A 17,924-nucleotide genomic window follows, 5' to 3' on the forward strand; every position below is an offset into this window, starting at 1 on the left:
CGACGGCGGGATGAACAGTAAGTGCGGGAGCGTCACCGAAAAACCCGCATTAAGTGCGAGAGCGTTCTGAGGGCGGCAAACGTCTGCGACACATCGAGCCGGCGGCGCACCCAGCTCCCGCCGCTCAGCGAGACCTACCCCTCGGCTTTACCCTGCCGCCAGTAGCCCATGAACGCCACCTGTTTCCGGTCAATCCCTACATCCCGCACCAGGTACCGCCGCATGTCCTTGATGACGGCGGCTTCGCCGGCGATCCAGGCGTAGAAGGGCATGGCTCCGGCGGGCATGCCCGGGTTCTTGGATGCCTGGATCTCGCAAGTCTCCATCCGTGCCGGGGTCTCCCATAGGATGTCCACGTCCACGTTGACGTCCTCCGGCTCGGGGCCCGCGCCGCCGTCGGCCGCTTTGATTCCCACCCAGCCGGGCACGGGCACGGCCTTGCGCACGGCGTCCTGGAGCAGTTCGCCGTGCGGGCGGGACCGCCCGATGGACGCACCGCGTGCCAGCCAGGTGATCTCGACGTCGGCGGGTGAGGTCAGCTCCATGAAATCGCCGGCTTCGGGGACCTCCAGGAAGGCGTGCCCCGTCATGTATTCGGGCAGGCTTTCCAGGATGGCGGAGATGGCGGGAACGGAGGTTTCGTCGCCGGCGAGCAGGATGCGCTGCGCCAGCCCGGGCCGCCATTCGATGCCCGAGTAGGTTTCGGCCGTGACACAGTGCGCAGCCCTGTTATTGGGCCCGATGATGGTGATGGCGTCACCGGGCTGGGCGTTGAGCGCCCAGTTGGCCGCCGGCCCGCCGTTGCCGGAGTCATCGAAGTGCATCACGAAGTCCACGTCGATCTCCGGGTACACCGCGTCCAGGCGGGCCTGCCGGACGGTGTAGGTGCGCATGGACCCGCGCACGGCAGGGTCCATGGCCAGCCATTCCCGGTACCAGCCGGCCTGGCCCATTTCGAAAACGGGAAGCGGCAGCGGGGTGCCGTCTGCTGCGAGGGATGGGATCATCAGCTTGATCCGGAGGTCCAGGGTGTCGCCGTGGACGCCGAAGTCCCGCAGGGCATACCCGCCGAACGTGATCCGGCGGAAGTTGGGGCTGAGTTCCTGGACCGACGTGACAGTGACTTCGAACGCCAGGGTCATGGGCTCAGTGGAGGAGATGTCGCGGGTTTTCATGAGACGAGCTCCAGTTCGTTGGCGGGGACGTGGTGGCGGCCGATGGGAATGATCAGGGGCGTGCCGGAGACGGGGTCCGGGATGACACGGGATTCGAGTCCGAACACGCTGCGGACCAGTTCCTCCGTGACTACCTCGATCGGCGAACCCACTGCCACCACGGCGCCATCCTTCATGGCGATCACGTTGTCCGCATACCGGGCTGCAAGGTTGAGGTCGTGCAGAACGATGGCCACGGTGGTGCCGCGCTGGCGGTTCAGGTCCGTCACGAGGTCCAGGACCTCCACCTGGTGCGCGAGGTCCAGGTAGGTGGTGGGCTCGTCCAGGAGGAGCACGTCGGTTTCCTGGGCCAGGGCCATGGCGATCCAGACGCGCTGCCGCTGCCCGCCGGAGAGTTCGTCCACGTTCCGCCCGGCGAGGCCCAGCGTCTCCGTGGCCTCGAGCGCGCGGTGCACGGCAGCATCGTCACGCTCGCTCCAGCTACGGAAGAAGCCCTGGTGCGGGTAGCGTCCCCGGCCCACCAGGTCCCGGACGGTAATGCCGTCCGGGGCGGTGGGGTGCTGCGGCAGGAGCCCCAGGGTGCGGGCCAGTTCCCGGGCGGGAAGGGAGTGGATGTCCTTGCCGTCAAGGGTAACGGCGCCGGCCGCCGGCTTGAGGAGCCGGGACAGTCCGCGGAGGAGGGTTGACTTCCCGCAGGCGTTGGCGCCCACGATCATGGTCACCTTGCCCTCGGGAATCTCGGCACTGAGGCCGTCCACCACGCAGCGCTGGTCGTATTTCAGCGTCAGGTCCTTGGCGTTGAGAACTGCCACCTCAGGCATCCTTTCGGTTGGCCGTGACCAGGAGCCACAGCAGGAACGGGGCACCGAGCGCTCCGGTAATAACTCCCACCGGCAGCACCGTGCCGTCCAGCAGCAGGGGGGCCACGTTGGCGGCCACATAGTCGGCCGCGAGGACAATCACGGCGCCCACAAGGGCCGACGCCGGGAGGCTGGCTTTGCCGGTGAACCGCCGGGCGATGGGACCGGCCAGGAAGGCGACGAACGAAACGGGGCCGGCTGCCGCCGTCGCCACCGCTGCCAGCGCCACGGCGGTGATCACCAGCGCCAGCCGGGTGGCGCCTACCCTGATCCCCAGTCCGGCGGCGGCATCGGGGCCGAGCTCCAGGATGCGCAGCGGACCGGCAATCACCACCACCGCGGGGAGCAGGACGGCGAGGGCCAGGGCCAGGACGCCGGCGCGGTCCCAGCTGGCGGAGTTCAGGGAGCCGTTGAGCCAGACGAGGACATCCGCGGCAGTGCGGATGTCTGCGCGGGTCATCAGGAAGTTGACCACCGCGTGCAGCGCTGCGGCGATGCCCACCCCGGCCAGGATGAGCCGGTTGCCGGCAGCATCACCGCGGCCGCTTCCGCGCAGGGTACCGCTGCTGGAGATGGCGTAAATGATGGCCGCAACAACCAGCGCACCTCCCAGGGCAGCACCGGAAACCGCGGCCCCGGAGGCCCCGAAAACCACGATGGCCAGGACCGCGGCAGCGCTGGCACCGTAGCTGATACCGATGACGTCCGGACTTGCCAGCGGGTTGCGGAGCATGGTCTGGAACAGGGCGCCCGCCAGCCCGAACGCGACGCCGATCATGGTGCCGATGACGGCCCGCGGCAGCTTGTTCTCCATCACGATGAAGCTGGCGCCGGGGATCTTTTCGCCGCCAGTCAGGTGCGCGATGAGGATCTTGAAGAAGTCCGGGATGGTCACCGTGTAGCTGCCCAGCAGGACGGACACGGCGAACAGGACCACGACGGCGGCAGCCAGGAGGGCGGTCCGGTTCAGCACCCGAAATGGCAGAAAACGGGGGTATTTGCGCGCCGGACTGCCGTCAAGTGCCATCTCGCGGGGGTGGAGGAGGGTCACAGGCCGGCCCCCTTGCCGCGGCGGATCAGCCAGACGAAGACGGGTGCGCCGACGAGGGCGGTCATGATGCCGGCCGGAACTTCGCCGGGCAGGAGCACCACGCGGCCGATGATGTCCGCGCCAAGCAGCAGTGCCGGGGCAAGGACCAGGGAGAAGGGCAGGATCCAGCGGTAGTCCGGGCCGGTGAGGAAACGGACGGCGTGCGGGATGACCAGGCCAACGAAGGCGATGGGTCCCGCAAGCGCGGTGGCCGATCCGCACAGCAGCACGATGCCGAGTGCAGTGACGGCGCGGGCCAGGCCCACCCGCTGGCCCAGGCCCCTGGCGATGTCGTCACCCAGGGCCAGGCTGTTGAGGATTCGGCCGGTCAGGAGCACGATGACGGCGCCCGCTGCGAGGAAGGGCAGCCCGGACAGCACCACGGACCAGTCCCGTCCAGCGATGCCGCCCACCTGCCAGAAGCGGAACCGGTCCAGGGTGTCCTGGCTGGAGACCAGGATGACATTCATCAGGGAGTACAGGCCGGCATTCAGCGCGGCACCTGCCAGGGCGAGCTTCACCGGGGTGGCCCCGTCCCTGCCGAGGGAGGCAATGAGGTACACCACGACGGCGGCGGCAGCGGCCCCGACGAAGGCGAACCAGATGTAGCCTGAGAGCGAACCGACCCCGAAGACGTAGATGCCGGTGACCACCGCGAGGGCGGCTCCGGCGTTGACGCCCATGATGCCGGGGTCGGCCAGCGGGTTGCGGGCCACACCTTGCATTGCTGCGCCTGCGAGGCCCAGCGCGCCGCCCGCCAGCAGGCCGAGGACGGTGCGCGGGATGCGGGCGTGGACCACGGCGTAGTCGCCGTTGGCAGGATCGAACGCGGTGAGCGCCTGCCAGACGGTGGCCAGGGGAAGGCCACGCGCGCCGATGGCCAGGGAGGCCCCGGCCAGAAGGGCAAGTACGACGACGGCGGCCAGCAGCCAGGCGGCCCGCGTTCCGCCGAACGCGCGGCCGGGGGTTCCGCCGGCACGTGCCGGTCCCGGCACCAGGGTGCCGGGACCGGGCTCACGGCGCGCCGCCGTCGTCGTACTGTCCGTCATGGAAATGTGCCTACTTCACCGCGTCCGCTGCGCTGGCAAGCTGCGGCAGGAACGTGTCCAGCGACCACGGCAGGCTCAGCGGGGAGGAGGCGGAGATGGACAGGGTCAACGTGTTGTCCGAGTCGGCCACCAGGGCGCCGTTCTTGATGGCGGGGATCTGGCCCAGCAGGGGGTCGGACTTGATGGAATCAGTGGTGGCCGCGTCCGGAACCCAGGTCACGAAGATATCGGACTCAAGCTCGTTGGCCTTCTCGGCTGACCAGGGGATAAAGAATTCCTTGGAACCCTTGGAGTTCTCCTCCACCACGGGCGCCAGCTTCATGCCGATCTCGGAGAGGAAGCGGGGGCGGTTGTCATTGGCGGTGTACACGTTGACGCCGTCAGCAGAGGCGGGCTCCAGGTTGCCGTAGATGAAGCTCTTGCCGGTGATCTGCGGGTACTCGGCAACCTTTTCCTTGATGGTGGCCTCGGTGTCGGAGACCAGCTTGGCGGCTTCGGCATCCTTGCCGAGAGCCTTTCCGATGATTGAGGTGGAGTCCTGCCAGGAGGTTCCGTAGGCCAGTTCGGGGTGTGCCACCACTGGCGCGATCTCTGTGAGCTTCTTGTAGTCCTCCTCGGTGAGGCCCGAGTAGGCGGCCAGGATGACGTCCGGGGTGAGCTTGGCGATCTCGGTAAAATTGATGCCGTCCGCCTCGGAGTACTGCACCGGGGCTTTGTCCGAGCCGAATCCGGCGCCGAGTTCCTCCAGCGCCGCGTCCTTCCACGGGGTGGAGCCCTGCTCGTTGCCGCCCCACTCGTTCTTGGGCACGCCCACGGGCACAACACCCAGGGCGATGGCGACGTCGTCATTAACCCAGGAGACAGTGGCCACCCGGGCGGGCTGCTTCTCGATGGTGGTTTCGCCGTAGACGTGCTCGATGGTGACGGGGAACTGCGAGCTGCTGGAGCTGGAAGCGCTGGCGTCGCCGGCGGAGGAGGCGGGCCCCGTGGAGCAGGCGGACAGGGTAAGCGCCGCAGCGGCCAGGACGGCAGTGGCTTTGCCGGCTGATTTGAACAGCGTGCGGCGCGTGGCGCTGGGCCCGGAGAAGAGGGGGGAAGTCACGGAACTCCTTAAGTCATGAAGCGAACTTAAGTAAGGCTAGCCTACCCTCCCGCTCATTACGCAACGTTTCTGTATCTTATTCCCGTTCGTGACGAAGGACACAGTTCCGCGGGGTTGGGCGGCCTTGGACAGGGAAGATGCGGTTTGGCAGGATGTTCCTGCCGGAACGCACCGGCTGGACCGCCGGCCGCAGCCGGCGACGGATGGGGAGACGAAGGCAGCCATGCAATCCATCACGCCTCAGCAAATCCGCTCATCGTTTATCAATGCCAGCCGCTCCGAAGCGGCTAAACTCACCCTGCCCAAGGATTTCGACGCCCTCGACTGGGGCACCCTTGACTTCCTGGGCTGGCGGGACGAAAAGATGCCCCTCCGCGGCTACCTAGTGGTCCCTGGTCCGAAGGGAGTCACAGGCATCATGCTCCGGGCGCCCGAAGGCGGGGCCCGGAAGAACCGCCCAGTCCTTTGCGAGCTGTGCCGCGACGTGTTTTCCAAGGAGGATGTGCTCCTCTGGGTGGCCAGGCGCGCCGGGCAATCCGGCCGCAACGGCAACACCGTGGGCACCTTGATCTGCGCCGATTTTCTCTGCTGCGGCAACGTCCGCAAGGAACCGCCGGCCAATGAGATCAATCCGGACCCCGCCGCCGTCGTCCTCCGCCAGGTTGAAGGGCTGAAGGAGCGGACTGCCCAGTTCCTGGCCCGGGTACAGGCGAAGTAACCGCCACACATCGTACGGACAGTAAAGCGGAAGCCCTCCCCCACCGAAAGTGGAGGAGGGCTTCCGCCTGGAGGGTCAGCGGTAGGAAAAACTCATCAAGACGGATTTAAGGGTCCGGCCCTCGTCACCCCAGTACCAGGCCTTCGCCGCCACATCGTCCGCAAACGGCTCCCCGGTGAACAGCACGTCCGCGGTCAGGATGCGGTCACCGATCTGTATGAGCCCGTACTGAACTTTTCCGTCGGGCGAGATGGGCGATCCTGGCGTCAGTCCCATCCGGTATTGGGTGGCGCCATGAGCGTGGTCAACGAAGAACGACGAACTGGGGGTCGGAACAGAGTGCCCGATCAATCCGGGCACCGGGTCCGTCTCGAGCACGAACCTGGTAGCAGGCCCCGCCGTGACATCATCGACCTGGCTGTAGTAGATGTTGATCTGCTCGTTGCCGCCGGCATCGTAGACGGTGGCCGTCTCCACAGCCGGGGACGCAGAAACCTCCTCATGCTCCACGCGCCAGCCCTCCGGATGGGCAAAGGAAAGGCGGCCGTCTGCGAACGTGAAGGTCACCGGTCCCGCGGGAACGGGGGAAGAGGTGGCAGCGGGAGCGATGGCCGGGTAGGAGAAGCTCATGAGCAGGGCCTTCAAAGCTTGGCCTTCCGTTCCCCAGTACCAGGCTTTCGCCTCCTCGTCGTTGGCGAACGGCTGACCCGTGAACTCCACATCCGCGGTCAAAACCCGGTCGCCCAGCATGACCAGCCCGTCCTGCGCCTTCCCGTCCGGCGAGACGGGCAGCCCTGGAGTGAGCCCCATGCGGTATTGTGCGGCGTCGCCGCTGCGGTCGACAAAGAACGACGAATGGGGCGTTGGAACAGACTGCCCCACCAATCCCGGCACCGGCTCCGCCTCCAGGACGGTCCGGGCAGCAGAGCTGGCTACGACGTCAGCAATCTGGCCGGTGTAGATGCTGATTTTGGCCTGGCTGGTGGGATCGGACACCGTTGCTGTGCCTACATAAGGCGATTCGGATGCATGGAAGAACTCAACGTGCCATTCCTTTGGGTGCTGAAACGACAGCCCGCCGTCAGGAAAGGTGACGGTCACCAGGCTGTCGGGGTGGAAGGCAGGCGGAGCCGGCTCCACCAAGGTATCGGCCGCACAGCCCGCGAGGGACAGCAGCGCCGCAGCGATTGCTGCCGGGAAGAAAGCCGCACGTTGTGATGGGCGCATGCGAGGGCCTTTCAAGAGGACGCCATCGTTCTCTTGGGGAACAGGGCGGAACCCAGCATTCCGCAGTACCTATGGGATTTACTCAGGCGGGGTGAGTTGGTAAAGCCCAGATTGACACACGGGAAATACCCTCACCAGAGCTTCCATAATAATTCCACCAATTTGTTATATAGGTCACGCCAGGGGCATCAGCGCAGAACGATGTCCACGGGATTCGCTTCGGACCGCCACCCGCCCTCCTGGCCACGCCGCGGTGCAATGACCGGAGCCGTGAGCACTCCGGACCGGTTGGTGCGCTTGTCGCGGAGGATTTCGGTGACGGAGCCAAGGTGCCGGGAGAGGTCAATGACGTTTTCGGGGGCGGCCAGCAGCAGCTGGAACCCGAATTCGTGCAGCGCCTTGATCCCGGCGCCGGCGAACTCCTCGGAAGCCAGCACAAAGGCCTCGTCCATCATCACGGTGCCGTACGTGGTGAAGCCCTGCTCCGCGATGCCCAGCTGGTAGCTCAGCGCAGCAGCCATGATGAAGGCGGTGAAGCGCTGTCGCTCCCCGCCGGACATGGATCCGGTGTCCGCGTGCATGAACACCTCGGATTTCTTCGCTCCGCCCTTCTTGCCCGACGCCGGCCCGGCAACTTCACGGTGCTCCTTGCACTGGATGAACAGGTGGCCGCGCACGTCCAGCACCTCGGCCCTCCAGCGCCGGTCCTCCGGCGCCTGCGAGCCCAGCCGCTTCACCAGCGTCTCCAGCGACTTGTAGCGGGCGGTGAGCTCGGCCTCGTCGTCCCTTTCCCCGCGTGTCTCCCCGCCTGCGGCGACTGTCCTGGACGCGTCGGATTTGGCGGGGCGGGTGTGCCGGGCCTTCAGGGCGTTCTGGATCGCGTCCTTAAACTGCTTGGCCGTGGGAGGCAGCGTCTGCTTGATGTCCAGCTCCAGGAAGCTCCCCTCGTGGAAGTTGACCTGCGAGAGGATGCCGTTCAGCGGCAGGATGCGGCTGGTGATGGAGCGCCGCTCCTCATCCAGCAGGTGCAGCAGGGTGCTGAAGGATTCATGCGTGCGCTGGTTGAAGAACTGGCGGAACTCCGCTTCCTGGGCAGGGAGCCCGTCGCTCACAATCGCGTGGTAGCGGGTTTCAAACTCGCCGGCCGCGCCGATGGTGGTGCCGTGGTCCGCGGAGATGGCGCTCCCCCAGTCACGGACGAAGGCCTCGAAGATACGGGTGAGCCGCTCGGCAGTAGCCTGCCCGCGGGACTCAGCGGTGTGCAGCTCCCCCAGCAGGGCTGTGCGCACCCGGTTGGCGAGGTTGTCCAGCTCGTGCATTTCCGTCACGTCGCCGAAATCGGCAAAGTACGGTTCCAGGGCAGTGACGGTGGCGTCCGACGGCGGCGCCTGGGCCAGGCGCTGGCGGGCAGCTTCCAGCAGGGAAGCGGCAGCGGTCAGTTGCCTGTCCAGGGCCTTGTACTCGCTCTGCAGGACGGCGGCGGCCTCGGTGCTGGACTGGTGTTTCTGGCGCACTTCCTCGATGCTGGCCCGCAGCGGCTCCAGGTCCGCCTGGGCTGCGAGGGCGTCTTTCAGCCGCTGCTCGAGCCGCACGAGCTCCTCGGCCGCGACTGCCGCCGACACCTGTTCCCAGGAGCGCTGGTCCTCGGCGATGCGGCGCAGGGCCTCGAGCTGCCGGGCCATGCCCTGGTGCGAGTCTTCCCGGCTCTGCGCCAGCTCCGCCGCCTTGGCCACCTCCTGCCGCAAGTCCTCCACCTGGCCGGCCACAAGCTCCAGCTTGGCGGCGTTGTCGAACCCGAGGACGTAATCCTGCCGGCTGGTGAAACGGTCGTCCTTTTCCACGGTGTGGCGGTTGCGCTTCACCACGCCGCCCAGGCTGAGGCCGCGGTCCAGTGACGCCAGCTCGTCCGGGTCCTCCACGCAGGGGTAAGCGAAATCCAGTGCGATGCGCTCACGGATCCAGGAGCCTGCTTCGGCCGCGACGCCCGTGGCGAGGATGTCCAGCTTGGTCAGCAGGTCGCCGTCGCGCACGTCCTCAAGCGCCAGCGCGCCGCCGGAAAGCGGCTTGGATACGTCCACGGCCCGCAGCGCGCCGCGCACCGCGTGATCGTTGAGGTACCGGGTGACCGCGGCGAAGTGCTCGCCCGGCACCAGCAGCGTGGTGGCCAGGTTGCGGAGCGCCCGTTCGGCGGCGGGGCGCCACTTCTCCTGCCCCTCGGCGAGGTCCATCAGTTCGCCGGCGAACGGCATCCGGTCCTCCGGGATGCCGGTTGCGGCGGCAATTGCGGCCCGGTTTTCAATGCTCGACGGCGGCAGCAGCGATTTGCGCGTCTTCAGCGACACGAGTTCCTGCTCAGCCGCGGCAAGTTCGCGCTTCTTCGTTGCGTGGGCGTCGAACGCTTCAAAGCGGAGCTCCTGCAGGGCCTGGGAATCGTCCTTGAGCTCGGCGGACCTTGCCGCCGCCTGTTCGTGCGCCTGCTCCCAGCCCTCCTCCGTCCACTCGAGCTGCAGGCCGGCGTCGGCCAGCGCCTGCCGCGCGGTCTCCTCCACCTGCTGGCGCAGCTTCAGCCCGACGCGGGCGTTTTCCAGGGACTGCTCGATGGCGGAGATGGCGTTGCCGCCCTGGTTGTTGTAATCCGCTTCCAGCTGGCGCAGGTCCTTGGCCAGCCCGTCCCGGACAGTCCGCTCAGCACCAAGCTCTTTGGCCTTGCCCTGCGCAAGCCCCCTGAAGCGCTCAAGCATTCCCTGGTGGACCGTGACGGCAAGTTTCTGCCGGTAGGCTTCGAACTCTTCACCGGCGAGGTCCCGCAGCCGGTTTGCGTCCAACAGCGCCTGCGCATACTCCCGGTTCAGCCCGGGAACCGGGGCCAGCTGGTCCCGCTGCTGCCGGACGTCCTCCAGCCGCTGCCGGATGGACATCAGGTTGCTGAATTCCTCCACGACGTCGTCCGCCGCGGCAAGGGTGGCCGGGGCGTCCAGGACCTGGTCCCGAAAGAACGTGTTGACGCTGCCGCCCAGGCCCTTGCCGGCCTGGATGACGCGCAGCAGCGGCAGGGCCTGGTCCGAGTTGATGCCCAGCAGCCGCCGGAACCGCTCGGCGAACGCTTTGTGGACGTCGAAAACCTGGGCATCGGGGAAGATCGTCTCCAGGGCAGCCTTGGTGAACCGCTTGTCCGCGATGCCTTCGAGCGCTTCCAGGTCCAGCGGTTCGTGGTCGATGACGTAGAAACGCCCGACGCTCGACTCCGTGCCGTTCTTGGGCAGGTCGAACAGGGCCGAGACGGTCACCCGCGTGCCGGCCGCGTTATCGAACGTCAGGGCGACGGCGGACCATGTGGCGCCGGGCCGCTGGAAGGCACTCGCCGAGCCCTCCCCCACGGCCTTGTCGCCGACCTTGCCCCGCATGTAGGTGAACGTGGTCCTTTTGTCCTCAACAGCGCCGCCCGAACGCTGGGCAGCGGCCTCGTTGGACCTGGGCCGGGCATCAAACACCCGCAGCATGGCATCGAACAGCGTCGACTTGCCCACACCCGAATTACCCGTAAGCAGCGTGCCGTTGCGGTCCACGTGCATCGTGTGGGCTCCGTGGAACGTGCCCCAGTTGACCACCTGCACCAGGGCAAGGCGCATCTGGCCGGGGTTTGTCAGCTCCCCCATCGGGAGCATGGAAGCGATGCTCACTGTGCGTCCTCCGTGTCAGGGTCGCCGTCCGGGGAAGTGGCTGGTCCGTCGTCGAACTCCAGGAGCGCCTCTGTTCCCGCCGGATCCGTGGTTGCTGACTTCAGGGCTTCTATCTGGGCGGGGATGTCGCCGATGTTCTCGAACGGCAGGGCCAGGGGCAGGGCGTTGGAGATGGTGTAGACGTCGTCCAGTCCAGTGGGGAGGAGGAGCTGCCGGGCCAGGAGCTTGGTGATGGCCCGGTTCACCACGTCCGAGTCCCGCAGGGCGTCCTGCTGGCCCGCGGGCTGGTAGTGCGCCACCAGGTCGGCAATCTCCTCGCGGGTGATCGTGGGGTCCGTCTGCGCGGTGACGTGGCGGTCCAGGAGCAGGCGCAGGCGGAGCAGCACGATGGTCTCCACCCGGCTGAGGGCACGCTGCTGCCGCAGGATGCTGGAGCGGGTGCTGCCGCCGATTGCGTCGGGGTCCACCGGGCGCAGGACGGCGATCTTGCGCTCGTGGTCCAGCTCCAGGGTGAGGAACAGCTCGGAGAGCCGGCTCCGCAGGATCACCTGGTTGTCCAGCAGGACGGTCCAGAGCTTTTCGTCCCGGCCGCCGTCCACATAGGGGCCCTTGAGGAGCTTCACCAGCGCCTGCCGCACCTTCATGGACAGGACCCCGGTATCGCCGGGGAAGAGCGCGGCACCGTCAACGAAAGTGTCGCGGGGCGTGACGGCGAAAGGCCGCTCCGCCGTCGTCGTGGTTGTCTCTTCAGTCATCAGGATCCTTTGGAAGCGTAACCAGCGGCAGGTAGGCCCTGCGCGTGGTGCCGTCTATCTGTTCGTAATCCAGGGCTTCGAGGCCCTGGTTGTCGAAGCCGGCGCCGGCGTGGAGCGCGTGCGAGAGGAGCGCGCGGATGGTGTTGATGTGCTGCTCCCCGGGCGGCAGTTGCTGCCACGCCTCGGAAAGGGTGGCAGCGCCGGCCAGGGCCGCCCGCACCACCTCCGGCTTGGCTTTCCCGGTCCTCGGCGAGCGCACGCGGTCAGAGTCGCTGAAGGCGATGGGATCGGCAAGTTTGGGCGGGGCGGCGAACTCGTCGGGATCGAAGAGCTTCACCATGGACAGTGACTCGAACCCCGCATTGAAGAGGACCGGCCCGGGGACCAGGCCGGGGCGTTCCCGCTCATAGGGAAGGGACCTGATGGCCTGCTCCGCCTCCCGAAGGACCTGCCGGAGCCGGACGGACTGGCGGAAGTCATCGCTCTGGACGTAGGTGTTCAGGCTTTCGCTGAGCTTGCCGTAGATCCGCTGGATCTGGCTGTGCTGCTGGCGCAGTTCCGCCACCAGGTTCTTCAGGGTTTCCCTGTCCTCCGGAGAGAGATCGTCCGCGAACTGCCGGCCGAGGACCTCGCCGATGGCGGAGCGGAACCGCAGCTGCTGCTGGGGGTCCTCCAGGAACGCCGTAAAGGACCGGAAGGTCCGGCCCTCCGGGCTTTGGCGGAGGCGTTTGTCCGCTTCCAGCACCTGGGCCATGGTGGCGCCCTTGGTCAACGACTCCTCGATGATCTGGTTGCGCAGCTCGCCTACCAGTTCCTCGATCCTGTCACGCATCTTCTTGTAGTCTGCGGGCAGGCTTGCAGCCAGGTCCAGGATGTTTCCCGCGGCCTCCACCGCCTCGTCATCATCCAGCAGGCCGTCGAACTCGCCGCTGCTGATGTCCTGGATCAGCTGCTGGCGTTCGTCGATCTCCTCTTCCAGGGACTCCAGCCGGGCGCTCTGGTCCGGGTTGGTCTCGTTGGCAAGCTTTTCGACGTCACCGAGCAGCGTGCCCAGGCGGGACCCGTTGAGCGTGGACCGTTCGCTGGAGAGGCTGTCCAGGAACGCCAGCACGCGTGCCGCAGGTTCGGTCACCTCGTAGACGATCTGGCCTGACTGGTTCCGCCGCGTCAGGAACTGGCGGCGCGTCCACTCGTCGCCGAAGGACTTTCCGTTCGCCCCTCCACCCAGCCCGGGCTCCTGGCGGCGGAGCTCCTCAAGGAAGGAGTCGACGTCGGCATGGAACTCTTCCAGCGGCAGCTGCGGCCGGGTGCGGGTGAAGGATGCCTGCAGCACCGCGATCACCCAGGGCGCCGAGCGCGTCAGCGCCCAGGCAGGTCCCTTGGTGAGGAGTTCGAGGTCCCGAAGCCGGGCGCTGATGGCATCAGCGGATGACCTGGCGGAGCGGGGCACACACTCTCCTTGGACTGTTTGCGGGGGCGGGGCGGCGGCCGGGATCGGAAAACCGCCAACTACAAGGTTAACGCAGGCGCCGCGACCACTCCGTGACCTACCGGGCGGTAGTGTTTCGATCCCATATCAACAGGGTCTGCGCCGGTTGAAGCTCTGGCTGGGCGGGAGGTCTCCCCCTACGCTCGTGCTACTGGTCTCAACCAAACTCTCAACACATGCAACGACGCAGCAGGGGGACTCATGCAGTTTGATCTCAGTTCAGTGGAAAACGCCACCTTGGTCTTTATGGGAACCTTGATGCTTGGCGCCATCCTCGCCGTATTTGTCCTGACGGCGGGGCTGATCGCCCTGCTGCTCCTGGGGGCGGGAAAGCTGGGCTGGACGCTGGCCTCCACCGTGCTTGTGGCAGTGGTCCACGGGATCAATACCGGCTGGGACAAGCTGGTGCACCACGCCTCCACGGTGGATGTTGCAGGCGATTTCCAGGCCCAGGCCTCCCCTAGCACCGGAACCTACCCGCGGGTAATCTTGAGGGACAGCTGAAGGGTTCTCCAACCCGGCGGATCCGTGGCTACACCGGCCAATCCGGCCAAGGAGATGACCCATGAGCTCCGCCACTGACAGCCCCGCAACAAGCCCTGCCACCGGCCTCCCCACCTCCACAGGACCGGCAACAGACTCCCCCGCGGAGGAGACTCCCGTACCTGCCGGCAAGATCGGCGCCGGCGTCACGGCTGATGAGGCCCGTGCCGTTGCAGAAGCCGCGCGGGAATCCGGCTGGGAGCGTCCCAGCTTCGCCAAAGGCCTCTACCTGGGCAGCTTCGACCTCAGCCTGGTCCACCCCTGGCCCACCCCGGACCCGGAGTCCGTGCAACGGGGCGAGGAATTCATGGCCCGGCTGCTGGAATACGCCGGCACCATGGACGGCCGGGTGATCGAGCGCGATGCCAAAATTCCCGACGAATACATCCGGGGCCTTGCCGGCCTGGGCGTTTTCGGGATGAAGATCCCCCGGGAATATGGCGGCCTGGGACTGTCCCTGGTGTACTACGGCCGTGCCCTGGCCTTGCTGGGCAGCGTGCACCCGAGCCTCGGCGCACTCCTCTCGGCGCACCAGTCCATTGGCGTGCCGGAGCCCGTGAAGGTTTTCGGCACGCCCGAACAAAAGCGGGAGTACCTGCCGCGCTGCGCGGCCGGCGCCATCACTGCCTTCCTCCTGACAGAACCTGATGTGGGCAGCGATCCTGCCCGGCTGGGCAGCACTGCAACGCCCACGGACGACGGCGATGCGTACCTTCTGGACGGCGTGAAGCTCTGGACCACCAACGGGGTGATTGCGGAACTGGTGGTGGTGATGGCCGTGGTGCCGGCACACACGGATGCTGACGGCACCCGGCACAAGGGCGGCATCAGCGCCTTCGTGGTGGAGATGGATTCGCCCGGCATCACCGTGGAAAACCGGAATGCGTTCATGGGGCTGCGGGGCATTGAAAACGGCGTGACCCGGTTCCACCAGGTCCGGGTGCCCGCCGCCAACCGGCTGGGCCGCGAGGGGCAGGGCCTGAAGATTGCGCTCACCACCCTGAACACCGGCCGGCTATCCATTCCGGCGCTGTGTGTGGCATCCGGCCGCTGGAGCCTGAAGATCGCCCGGGAATGGTCCAACGCCCGGACCCAGTGGGGCAGGCCGGTAGGCGAGCACGAGGCAGTGGGCAAGAAAATCGCGTTCATCGCCGCCTCCGCCTTCGCCCTTGATGCGGTGTTCGAGCTCTCCGCCGAACTCGCGGGCGCCGGCCAGAAGGACGTCCGGATCGAGGCCGCCCTGGCCAAGCTCTGGGCCACGGAGATCAGCTGCCGGGTTGCCGATGAACTGGTCCAGATCCGGGGCGGCCGCGGCTTTGAGACCGCGGAATCCCTGGCGGCACGCGGCGAGCGCGCCGTTCCCGCGGAGCAGCAGCTGAGGGACCTGAGGATCAACCGGATCTTCGAGGGTTCGTCGGAAATCATGCGGCTGCTGATCGCCCGGGAGGCGGTGGATGCGCACCTGGCTGCCGCCGGCGACCTTGCGTCGCTGGACGCGAGCCTGTCCGAGAAGGCGAGGGCCGCCGTCGGCGCTTCCGGCTTTTATGCCAGATGGCTCCCCAAGCTGGTGGCGGGCGCCGGCATGGACCCGCGCTCGTACAGCGAATTCGGGCGGCTGGCCAAGCAGCTGCGCTTCGTGGAGCGCTCGTCGCGGCGCCTGGCACGCCAGACGTTTTACGGAATGGGTCGCTGGCAGGCGAAGCTCGAACGCAAGCAGGCGTTCCTGGGCAGGGTGGTGGACATCGGGGCCGAGCTGTTCGCCATGACGGCGTGCTGCGCCAGGGCGGAAATGCTGCTGCACACCGCCCCCGAAAAGGCCGCCAGCGCCTATGAGCTCGCGGAGGCCTACTGCGAGCAGGCCAGGGTGCGGGTGGATGAGTACTTCGACCAGCTGTGGCGGAATACGGACGACGCCGACCACGCCCTCACGCGGAAGGTCCTCGCCGGGGATTACACCTGGCTGGAGGAGGGCGTCCTGGACCAGTCCGAAGGGACCGGTCCGTGGATCGCTGACGCCTCCCCCGGAGCCTCCCGGCGGGAAAACCTGCACCGTAAATACCGGTGACGCCACAGGTCACGAAATAGTAAGCATCCTTGCTATCACTGGTGGGTGATGCTTGAGTGGTGCCATGAGCAGCTCAACAGACCCAGAGAACCTGCCCCCGAGGCGCGCCCGCGAGGATGTTGACCGAAACGGGAGCCGCCGCGGCGATACCGTGGGCGGCGAGCCCACCCGCTCCTACCCGCAGGTGCCGGCCAGCGATGCCACACCCACCTCCACCTACGACCGGGTGCCTGACCGTACCGGACCGGCCGGCGCCTCCGCCGAACGGGAGTACGTTTCCGCGGCTCCTGCGCCGGCTGCCGATCCCAACCTGACCGACCGGCAGACGGCCGTGGCCCGGGAGAAGGAGCAGTTCGGCGGCATCAAGGTGGGATCCGCGTTCTTCGGCTGGCTGACCGCCACCGGCATGGCCGTCCTGCTCACCGCCTTTGTGGCAGCGGCAGGAACTGCTGTTGGCCTTGCCACCAACACTGATGTGAATGAGGCTGTCAGCCAGGCAGCCCGGAACCAGGGCACGGTGGGCCTGGTGGGCATCATCGTCCTGCTGGTGATCCTGTTCTTGTCCTACTACTCCGGTGGTTACGTGGCAGGCAGGATGGCGCGCTTCAATGGTGCCAAACAGGGCCTCATGGTGTGGATCTGGGCGCTGATCGTAGCGATCCTCGTGTCCATCCTGGGCCTGGTGGCAGGGCAGCAGTTCAACGTGCTGGCCAACCTCAACAGCTTCCCGCGGATCCCCATCAACGAAGGCCAGCTGACCACCACCAGCATCATCGCCGCCGTCGTGGTGGCCGCGGTTGCCCTGGTTGGCGCCGTCCTGGGTGGACTCGCCGGCATGCGGTTCCACCGCAAGGTGGACCGGGCCGGCTTCACGCCGGACAGCGCCTACGACAACGAGTAGTCAGGGTTGGACGTCCCCGTCCAGGTAGAGCCAACGGCGGTTTTCCCGCAGGAACCGGCTGGCCTCGTGGAGGACGCCGCGCTCGCTGCCGTGCCGGTAGTACGCCTTGAACTCCACCATTCCCTCGGTATCCAGCGGTCCGCCGCGGGACGTGGAGAGGATGTCCAGGCGGCGCCACTGCATCCCCGGGTCCAGCTCCAGCTCGGCAGGTGCTGTCCGGGGGTGCCAGGTGCGCAGCAGGTAGTCCGTGTCCAGCAGGGCGAACGCACAGTAGCGGGAACGCATCAGTTGCTCAGCGGTGGCAGCCTCGGCGGCGCCCCGGTGGAAGCGTCCGCAGCTGCCCGTACTGCTCCCCGGACAGGCACGGGCAGTTTTCCTGGTCGGTGGATACCGTCATGCACCAGATGCTGTCACACGCGGTAACAGCTTTGCTACAACCGGGGGCGCGCCCCTGCGTCCGACGGCACGGCACCCCAAAAATCCGTAAGGTGGAGAGGGAGCTGTTGCCCAGGCAGAGAGGAGAGATGACGTGGAAAATCCGGATACGCTCATCCTCAACCTGACGTTCCTGGGCACCGTGGGCGTCGCCTTCCTGATGTTCCTGGTCCTTTTTCTGCTGGGGGTCATCACCCTGGTCCTGGCTGGACTTGGCCGCCTTGCGGCTGCGGTGCTGATGGCCTTGTTCGGCCGGCGCTCCAGGAAAGAATCCCTCCCGCTGGTACAGCTCTACGGGACGCGGCTCCAGCACCGCGGAGGCGATTCCGACGGCGATGCTGCCGCCGGCCCAGTGCCGCGGAAAGCGCGCCGCCACTGGCGCGCCGCGCTGAAGCCTGCACACGTGAAGGCGTCGCTGCGCACCGCCGTCGGCCATCACCCGGCACTCACTGCCGCCCGCCGCGAACCGCCGGTCCTCGCGGATGACTGGGCCGCGGCCGTCGCCGACGCAGACGCCCGGGCAGCGGCCAAGGCGCGGGCCGCCACTCCGGACATCAAAGTTTCAGTGCGGGACTTGCCCGATCCCCAGGTGCCGGCAGAAGAGGTGGCGGCAGTGGCGCCCCTGGTTGAGTCCGCGCTGGATAACAGCCGCCCCTCCCGGGAACTGCCCCGGTCCTTCAAGAAGCCGCAGGTTCCCCACGCCCTGGGGCCGCTGGACACCGGATCGCTGGTGTCCCTGTCCGGCCCGGCGCACATCAGCAGGGCCGCGGCGGAGGCCGCCAAGGACGCAGGTTCCAAAGGCTCCGCTTCGAAGGGCAGACAGCCCTTACCCTGA

14 protein-coding genes and 1 pseudogene are annotated in these 17,924 nt (G+C 67.2%); 5 read left to right on the top strand and 10 right to left on the bottom strand.

The window, feature by feature from the left end; all coding sequences use genetic code 11:
• Nucleotides 1–134: 134 nt before the first annotated feature.
• The 5 genes from ABRP28_RS14325 to ABRP28_RS14345 are packed head-to-tail and all read right to left on the bottom strand — an operon-like array spanning nucleotide 135 to nucleotide 5,276.
• Nucleotides 135–1,175, bottom strand: coding sequence for a siderophore-interacting protein (locus ABRP28_RS14325; RefSeq protein ID WP_350003664.1), 1,041 nt, complete (start codon nucleotides 1,173–1,175; stop codon nucleotides 135–137).
• Nucleotides 1,172–1,987 (bottom strand): ABC transporter ATP-binding protein, encoded by an 816-nt coding sequence (locus tag ABRP28_RS14330; RefSeq protein ID WP_350003663.1) that lies wholly within the window; start codon nucleotides 1,985–1,987, stop codon nucleotides 1,172–1,174. Before ABRP28_RS14330 ends, ABRP28_RS14325 begins: the two co-directional genes overlap by 4 nt.
• A gap of 1 nt (nucleotide 1,988) precedes the next feature.
• Nucleotides 1,989–3,062, bottom strand: coding sequence for an iron chelate uptake ABC transporter family permease subunit (locus tag ABRP28_RS14335; RefSeq protein ID WP_350003674.1), 1,074 nt, complete (start codon nucleotides 3,060–3,062; stop codon nucleotides 1,989–1,991).
• 20 nt (nucleotides 3,063–3,082) lie between these two features.
• Complete coding sequence (locus ABRP28_RS14340; protein WP_350003662.1) at nucleotides 3,083–4,174, bottom strand: iron chelate uptake ABC transporter family permease subunit; 1,092 nt, start codon at nucleotides 4,172–4,174, stop codon at nucleotides 3,083–3,085.
• Between the two features lie 10 nt (nucleotides 4,175–4,184).
• Nucleotides 4,185–5,276 carry an iron-siderophore ABC transporter substrate-binding protein gene (locus tag ABRP28_RS14345; RefSeq protein ID WP_350003661.1) on the bottom strand — a complete coding sequence of 364 codons (1,092 nt, stop codon included), beginning with the start codon at nucleotides 5,274–5,276 and terminating at the stop codon, nucleotides 4,185–4,187.
• A 223-nt stretch (nucleotides 5,277–5,499) separates the two neighbouring features.
• Between ABRP28_RS14345 and ABRP28_RS14350 the strand changes: the two genes are divergently transcribed.
• Entirely contained in the window at nucleotides 5,500–5,994 is a 495-nt protein-coding gene (locus ABRP28_RS14350) for an FBP domain-containing protein (protein WP_350003673.1), read from the top strand.
• A gap of 75 nt (nucleotides 5,995–6,069) precedes the next feature.
• Here the strand turns inward: ABRP28_RS14350 and ABRP28_RS14355 are convergent, their stop codons facing one another.
• The 4 genes from ABRP28_RS14355 to ABRP28_RS14370 form a co-directional block, all read right to left on the bottom strand.
• Nucleotides 6,070–7,221: a hypothetical protein gene (locus ABRP28_RS14355; protein ID WP_350003660.1), complete on the bottom strand. Its 1,152-nt coding sequence runs from the start codon at nucleotides 7,219–7,221 to the stop codon at nucleotides 6,070–6,072.
• Between the two features lie 188 nt (nucleotides 7,222–7,409).
• A complete protein-coding gene (locus ABRP28_RS14360; RefSeq protein WP_350003659.1) occupies nucleotides 7,410–10,901 on the bottom strand; it encodes an ATP-binding protein in 3,492 nt (1,163 codons plus the stop codon).
• Nucleotides 10,898–11,656, bottom strand: coding sequence for a DUF4194 domain-containing protein (locus tag ABRP28_RS14365; RefSeq protein WP_350003658.1), 759 nt, complete (start codon nucleotides 11,654–11,656; stop codon nucleotides 10,898–10,900). The genes ABRP28_RS14360 and ABRP28_RS14365 overlap by 4 nt, the downstream gene beginning before the upstream one ends.
• A complete protein-coding gene (locus ABRP28_RS14370) occupies nucleotides 11,649–13,106 on the bottom strand; it encodes a DUF3375 domain-containing protein (protein WP_350003657.1) in 1,458 nt (485 codons plus the stop codon). The genes ABRP28_RS14365 and ABRP28_RS14370 overlap by 8 nt, the downstream gene beginning before the upstream one ends.
• 240 nt (nucleotides 13,107–13,346) lie before the next feature.
• On the opposite strand from ABRP28_RS14370, the gene ABRP28_RS14375 reads away from it, so the two are divergent.
• The 3 genes from ABRP28_RS14375 to ABRP28_RS14385 all read left to right on the top strand — a co-directional run bounded on the left by ABRP28_RS14375 (nucleotide 13,347) and on the right by ABRP28_RS14385 (nucleotide 16,654).
• Complete coding sequence (locus ABRP28_RS14375; RefSeq protein ID WP_350003656.1) at nucleotides 13,347–13,649, top strand: hypothetical protein; 303 nt, start codon at nucleotides 13,347–13,349, stop codon at nucleotides 13,647–13,649.
• 61 nt (nucleotides 13,650–13,710) lie between these two features.
• Nucleotides 13,711–15,753, top strand: a complete 2,043-nt coding sequence (locus tag ABRP28_RS14380; protein WP_350003655.1) for an acyl-CoA dehydrogenase family protein — start codon at nucleotides 13,711–13,713, stop codon at nucleotides 15,751–15,753.
• A gap of 64 nt (nucleotides 15,754–15,817) precedes the next feature.
• Nucleotides 15,818–16,654 carry a TIGR04086 family membrane protein gene (locus ABRP28_RS14385; RefSeq protein ID WP_350003654.1) on the top strand — a complete coding sequence of 279 codons (837 nt, stop codon included), beginning with the start codon at nucleotides 15,818–15,820 and terminating at the stop codon, nucleotides 16,652–16,654.
• Here the strand turns inward: ABRP28_RS14385 and ABRP28_RS14390 are convergent.
• Nucleotides 16,655–17,051 (bottom strand): annotated as a pseudogene (locus tag ABRP28_RS14390) (YchJ family protein).
• A 132-nt stretch (nucleotides 17,052–17,183) separates the two neighbouring features.
• On the opposite strand from ABRP28_RS14390, the gene ABRP28_RS14395 reads away from it, so the two are divergent.
• Complete coding sequence (locus ABRP28_RS14395; protein WP_350003653.1) at nucleotides 17,184–17,924, top strand: hypothetical protein; 741 nt, start codon at nucleotides 17,184–17,186, stop codon at nucleotides 17,922–17,924.

Origin of the sequence: Pseudarthrobacter sp. WHRI 8279 (assembly GCF_040224115.2) — a bacterium.
Taxonomy (GTDB): Bacteria; Actinomycetota; Actinomycetes; order Actinomycetales; family Micrococcaceae; genus Arthrobacter.

Coding starts and splice junctions, on each gene's coding strand:
- ABRP28_RS14355 (WP_350003660.1), bottom strand. CDS start 7,221: ATGCGCCCATCACAACGTGCGGCTTTCTTCCCGGCAGCAATCGCTGCG.
- ABRP28_RS14350 (WP_350003673.1), top strand. CDS start 5,500: ATGCAATCCATCACGCCTCAGCAAATCCGCTCATCGTTTATCAATGCC.
- ABRP28_RS14365 (WP_350003658.1), bottom strand. CDS start 11,656: ATGACTGAAGAGACAACCACGACGACGGCGGAGCGGCCTTTCGCCGTC.
- ABRP28_RS14325 (WP_350003664.1), bottom strand. CDS start 1,175: ATGAAAACCCGCGACATCTCCTCCACTGAGCCCATGACCCTGGCGTTC.
- ABRP28_RS14380 (WP_350003655.1), top strand. CDS start 13,711: ATGAGCTCCGCCACTGACAGCCCCGCAACAAGCCCTGCCACCGGCCTC.
- ABRP28_RS14375 (WP_350003656.1), top strand. CDS start 13,347: ATGCAGTTTGATCTCAGTTCAGTGGAAAACGCCACCTTGGTCTTTATG.
- ABRP28_RS14340 (WP_350003662.1), bottom strand. CDS start 4,174: ATGACGGACAGTACGACGACGGCGGCGCGCCGTGAGCCCGGTCCCGGC.
- ABRP28_RS14335 (WP_350003674.1), bottom strand. CDS start 3,062: ATGGCACTTGACGGCAGTCCGGCGCGCAAATACCCCCGTTTTCTGCCA.
- ABRP28_RS14385 (WP_350003654.1), top strand. CDS start 15,818: ATGAGCAGCTCAACAGACCCAGAGAACCTGCCCCCGAGGCGCGCCCGC.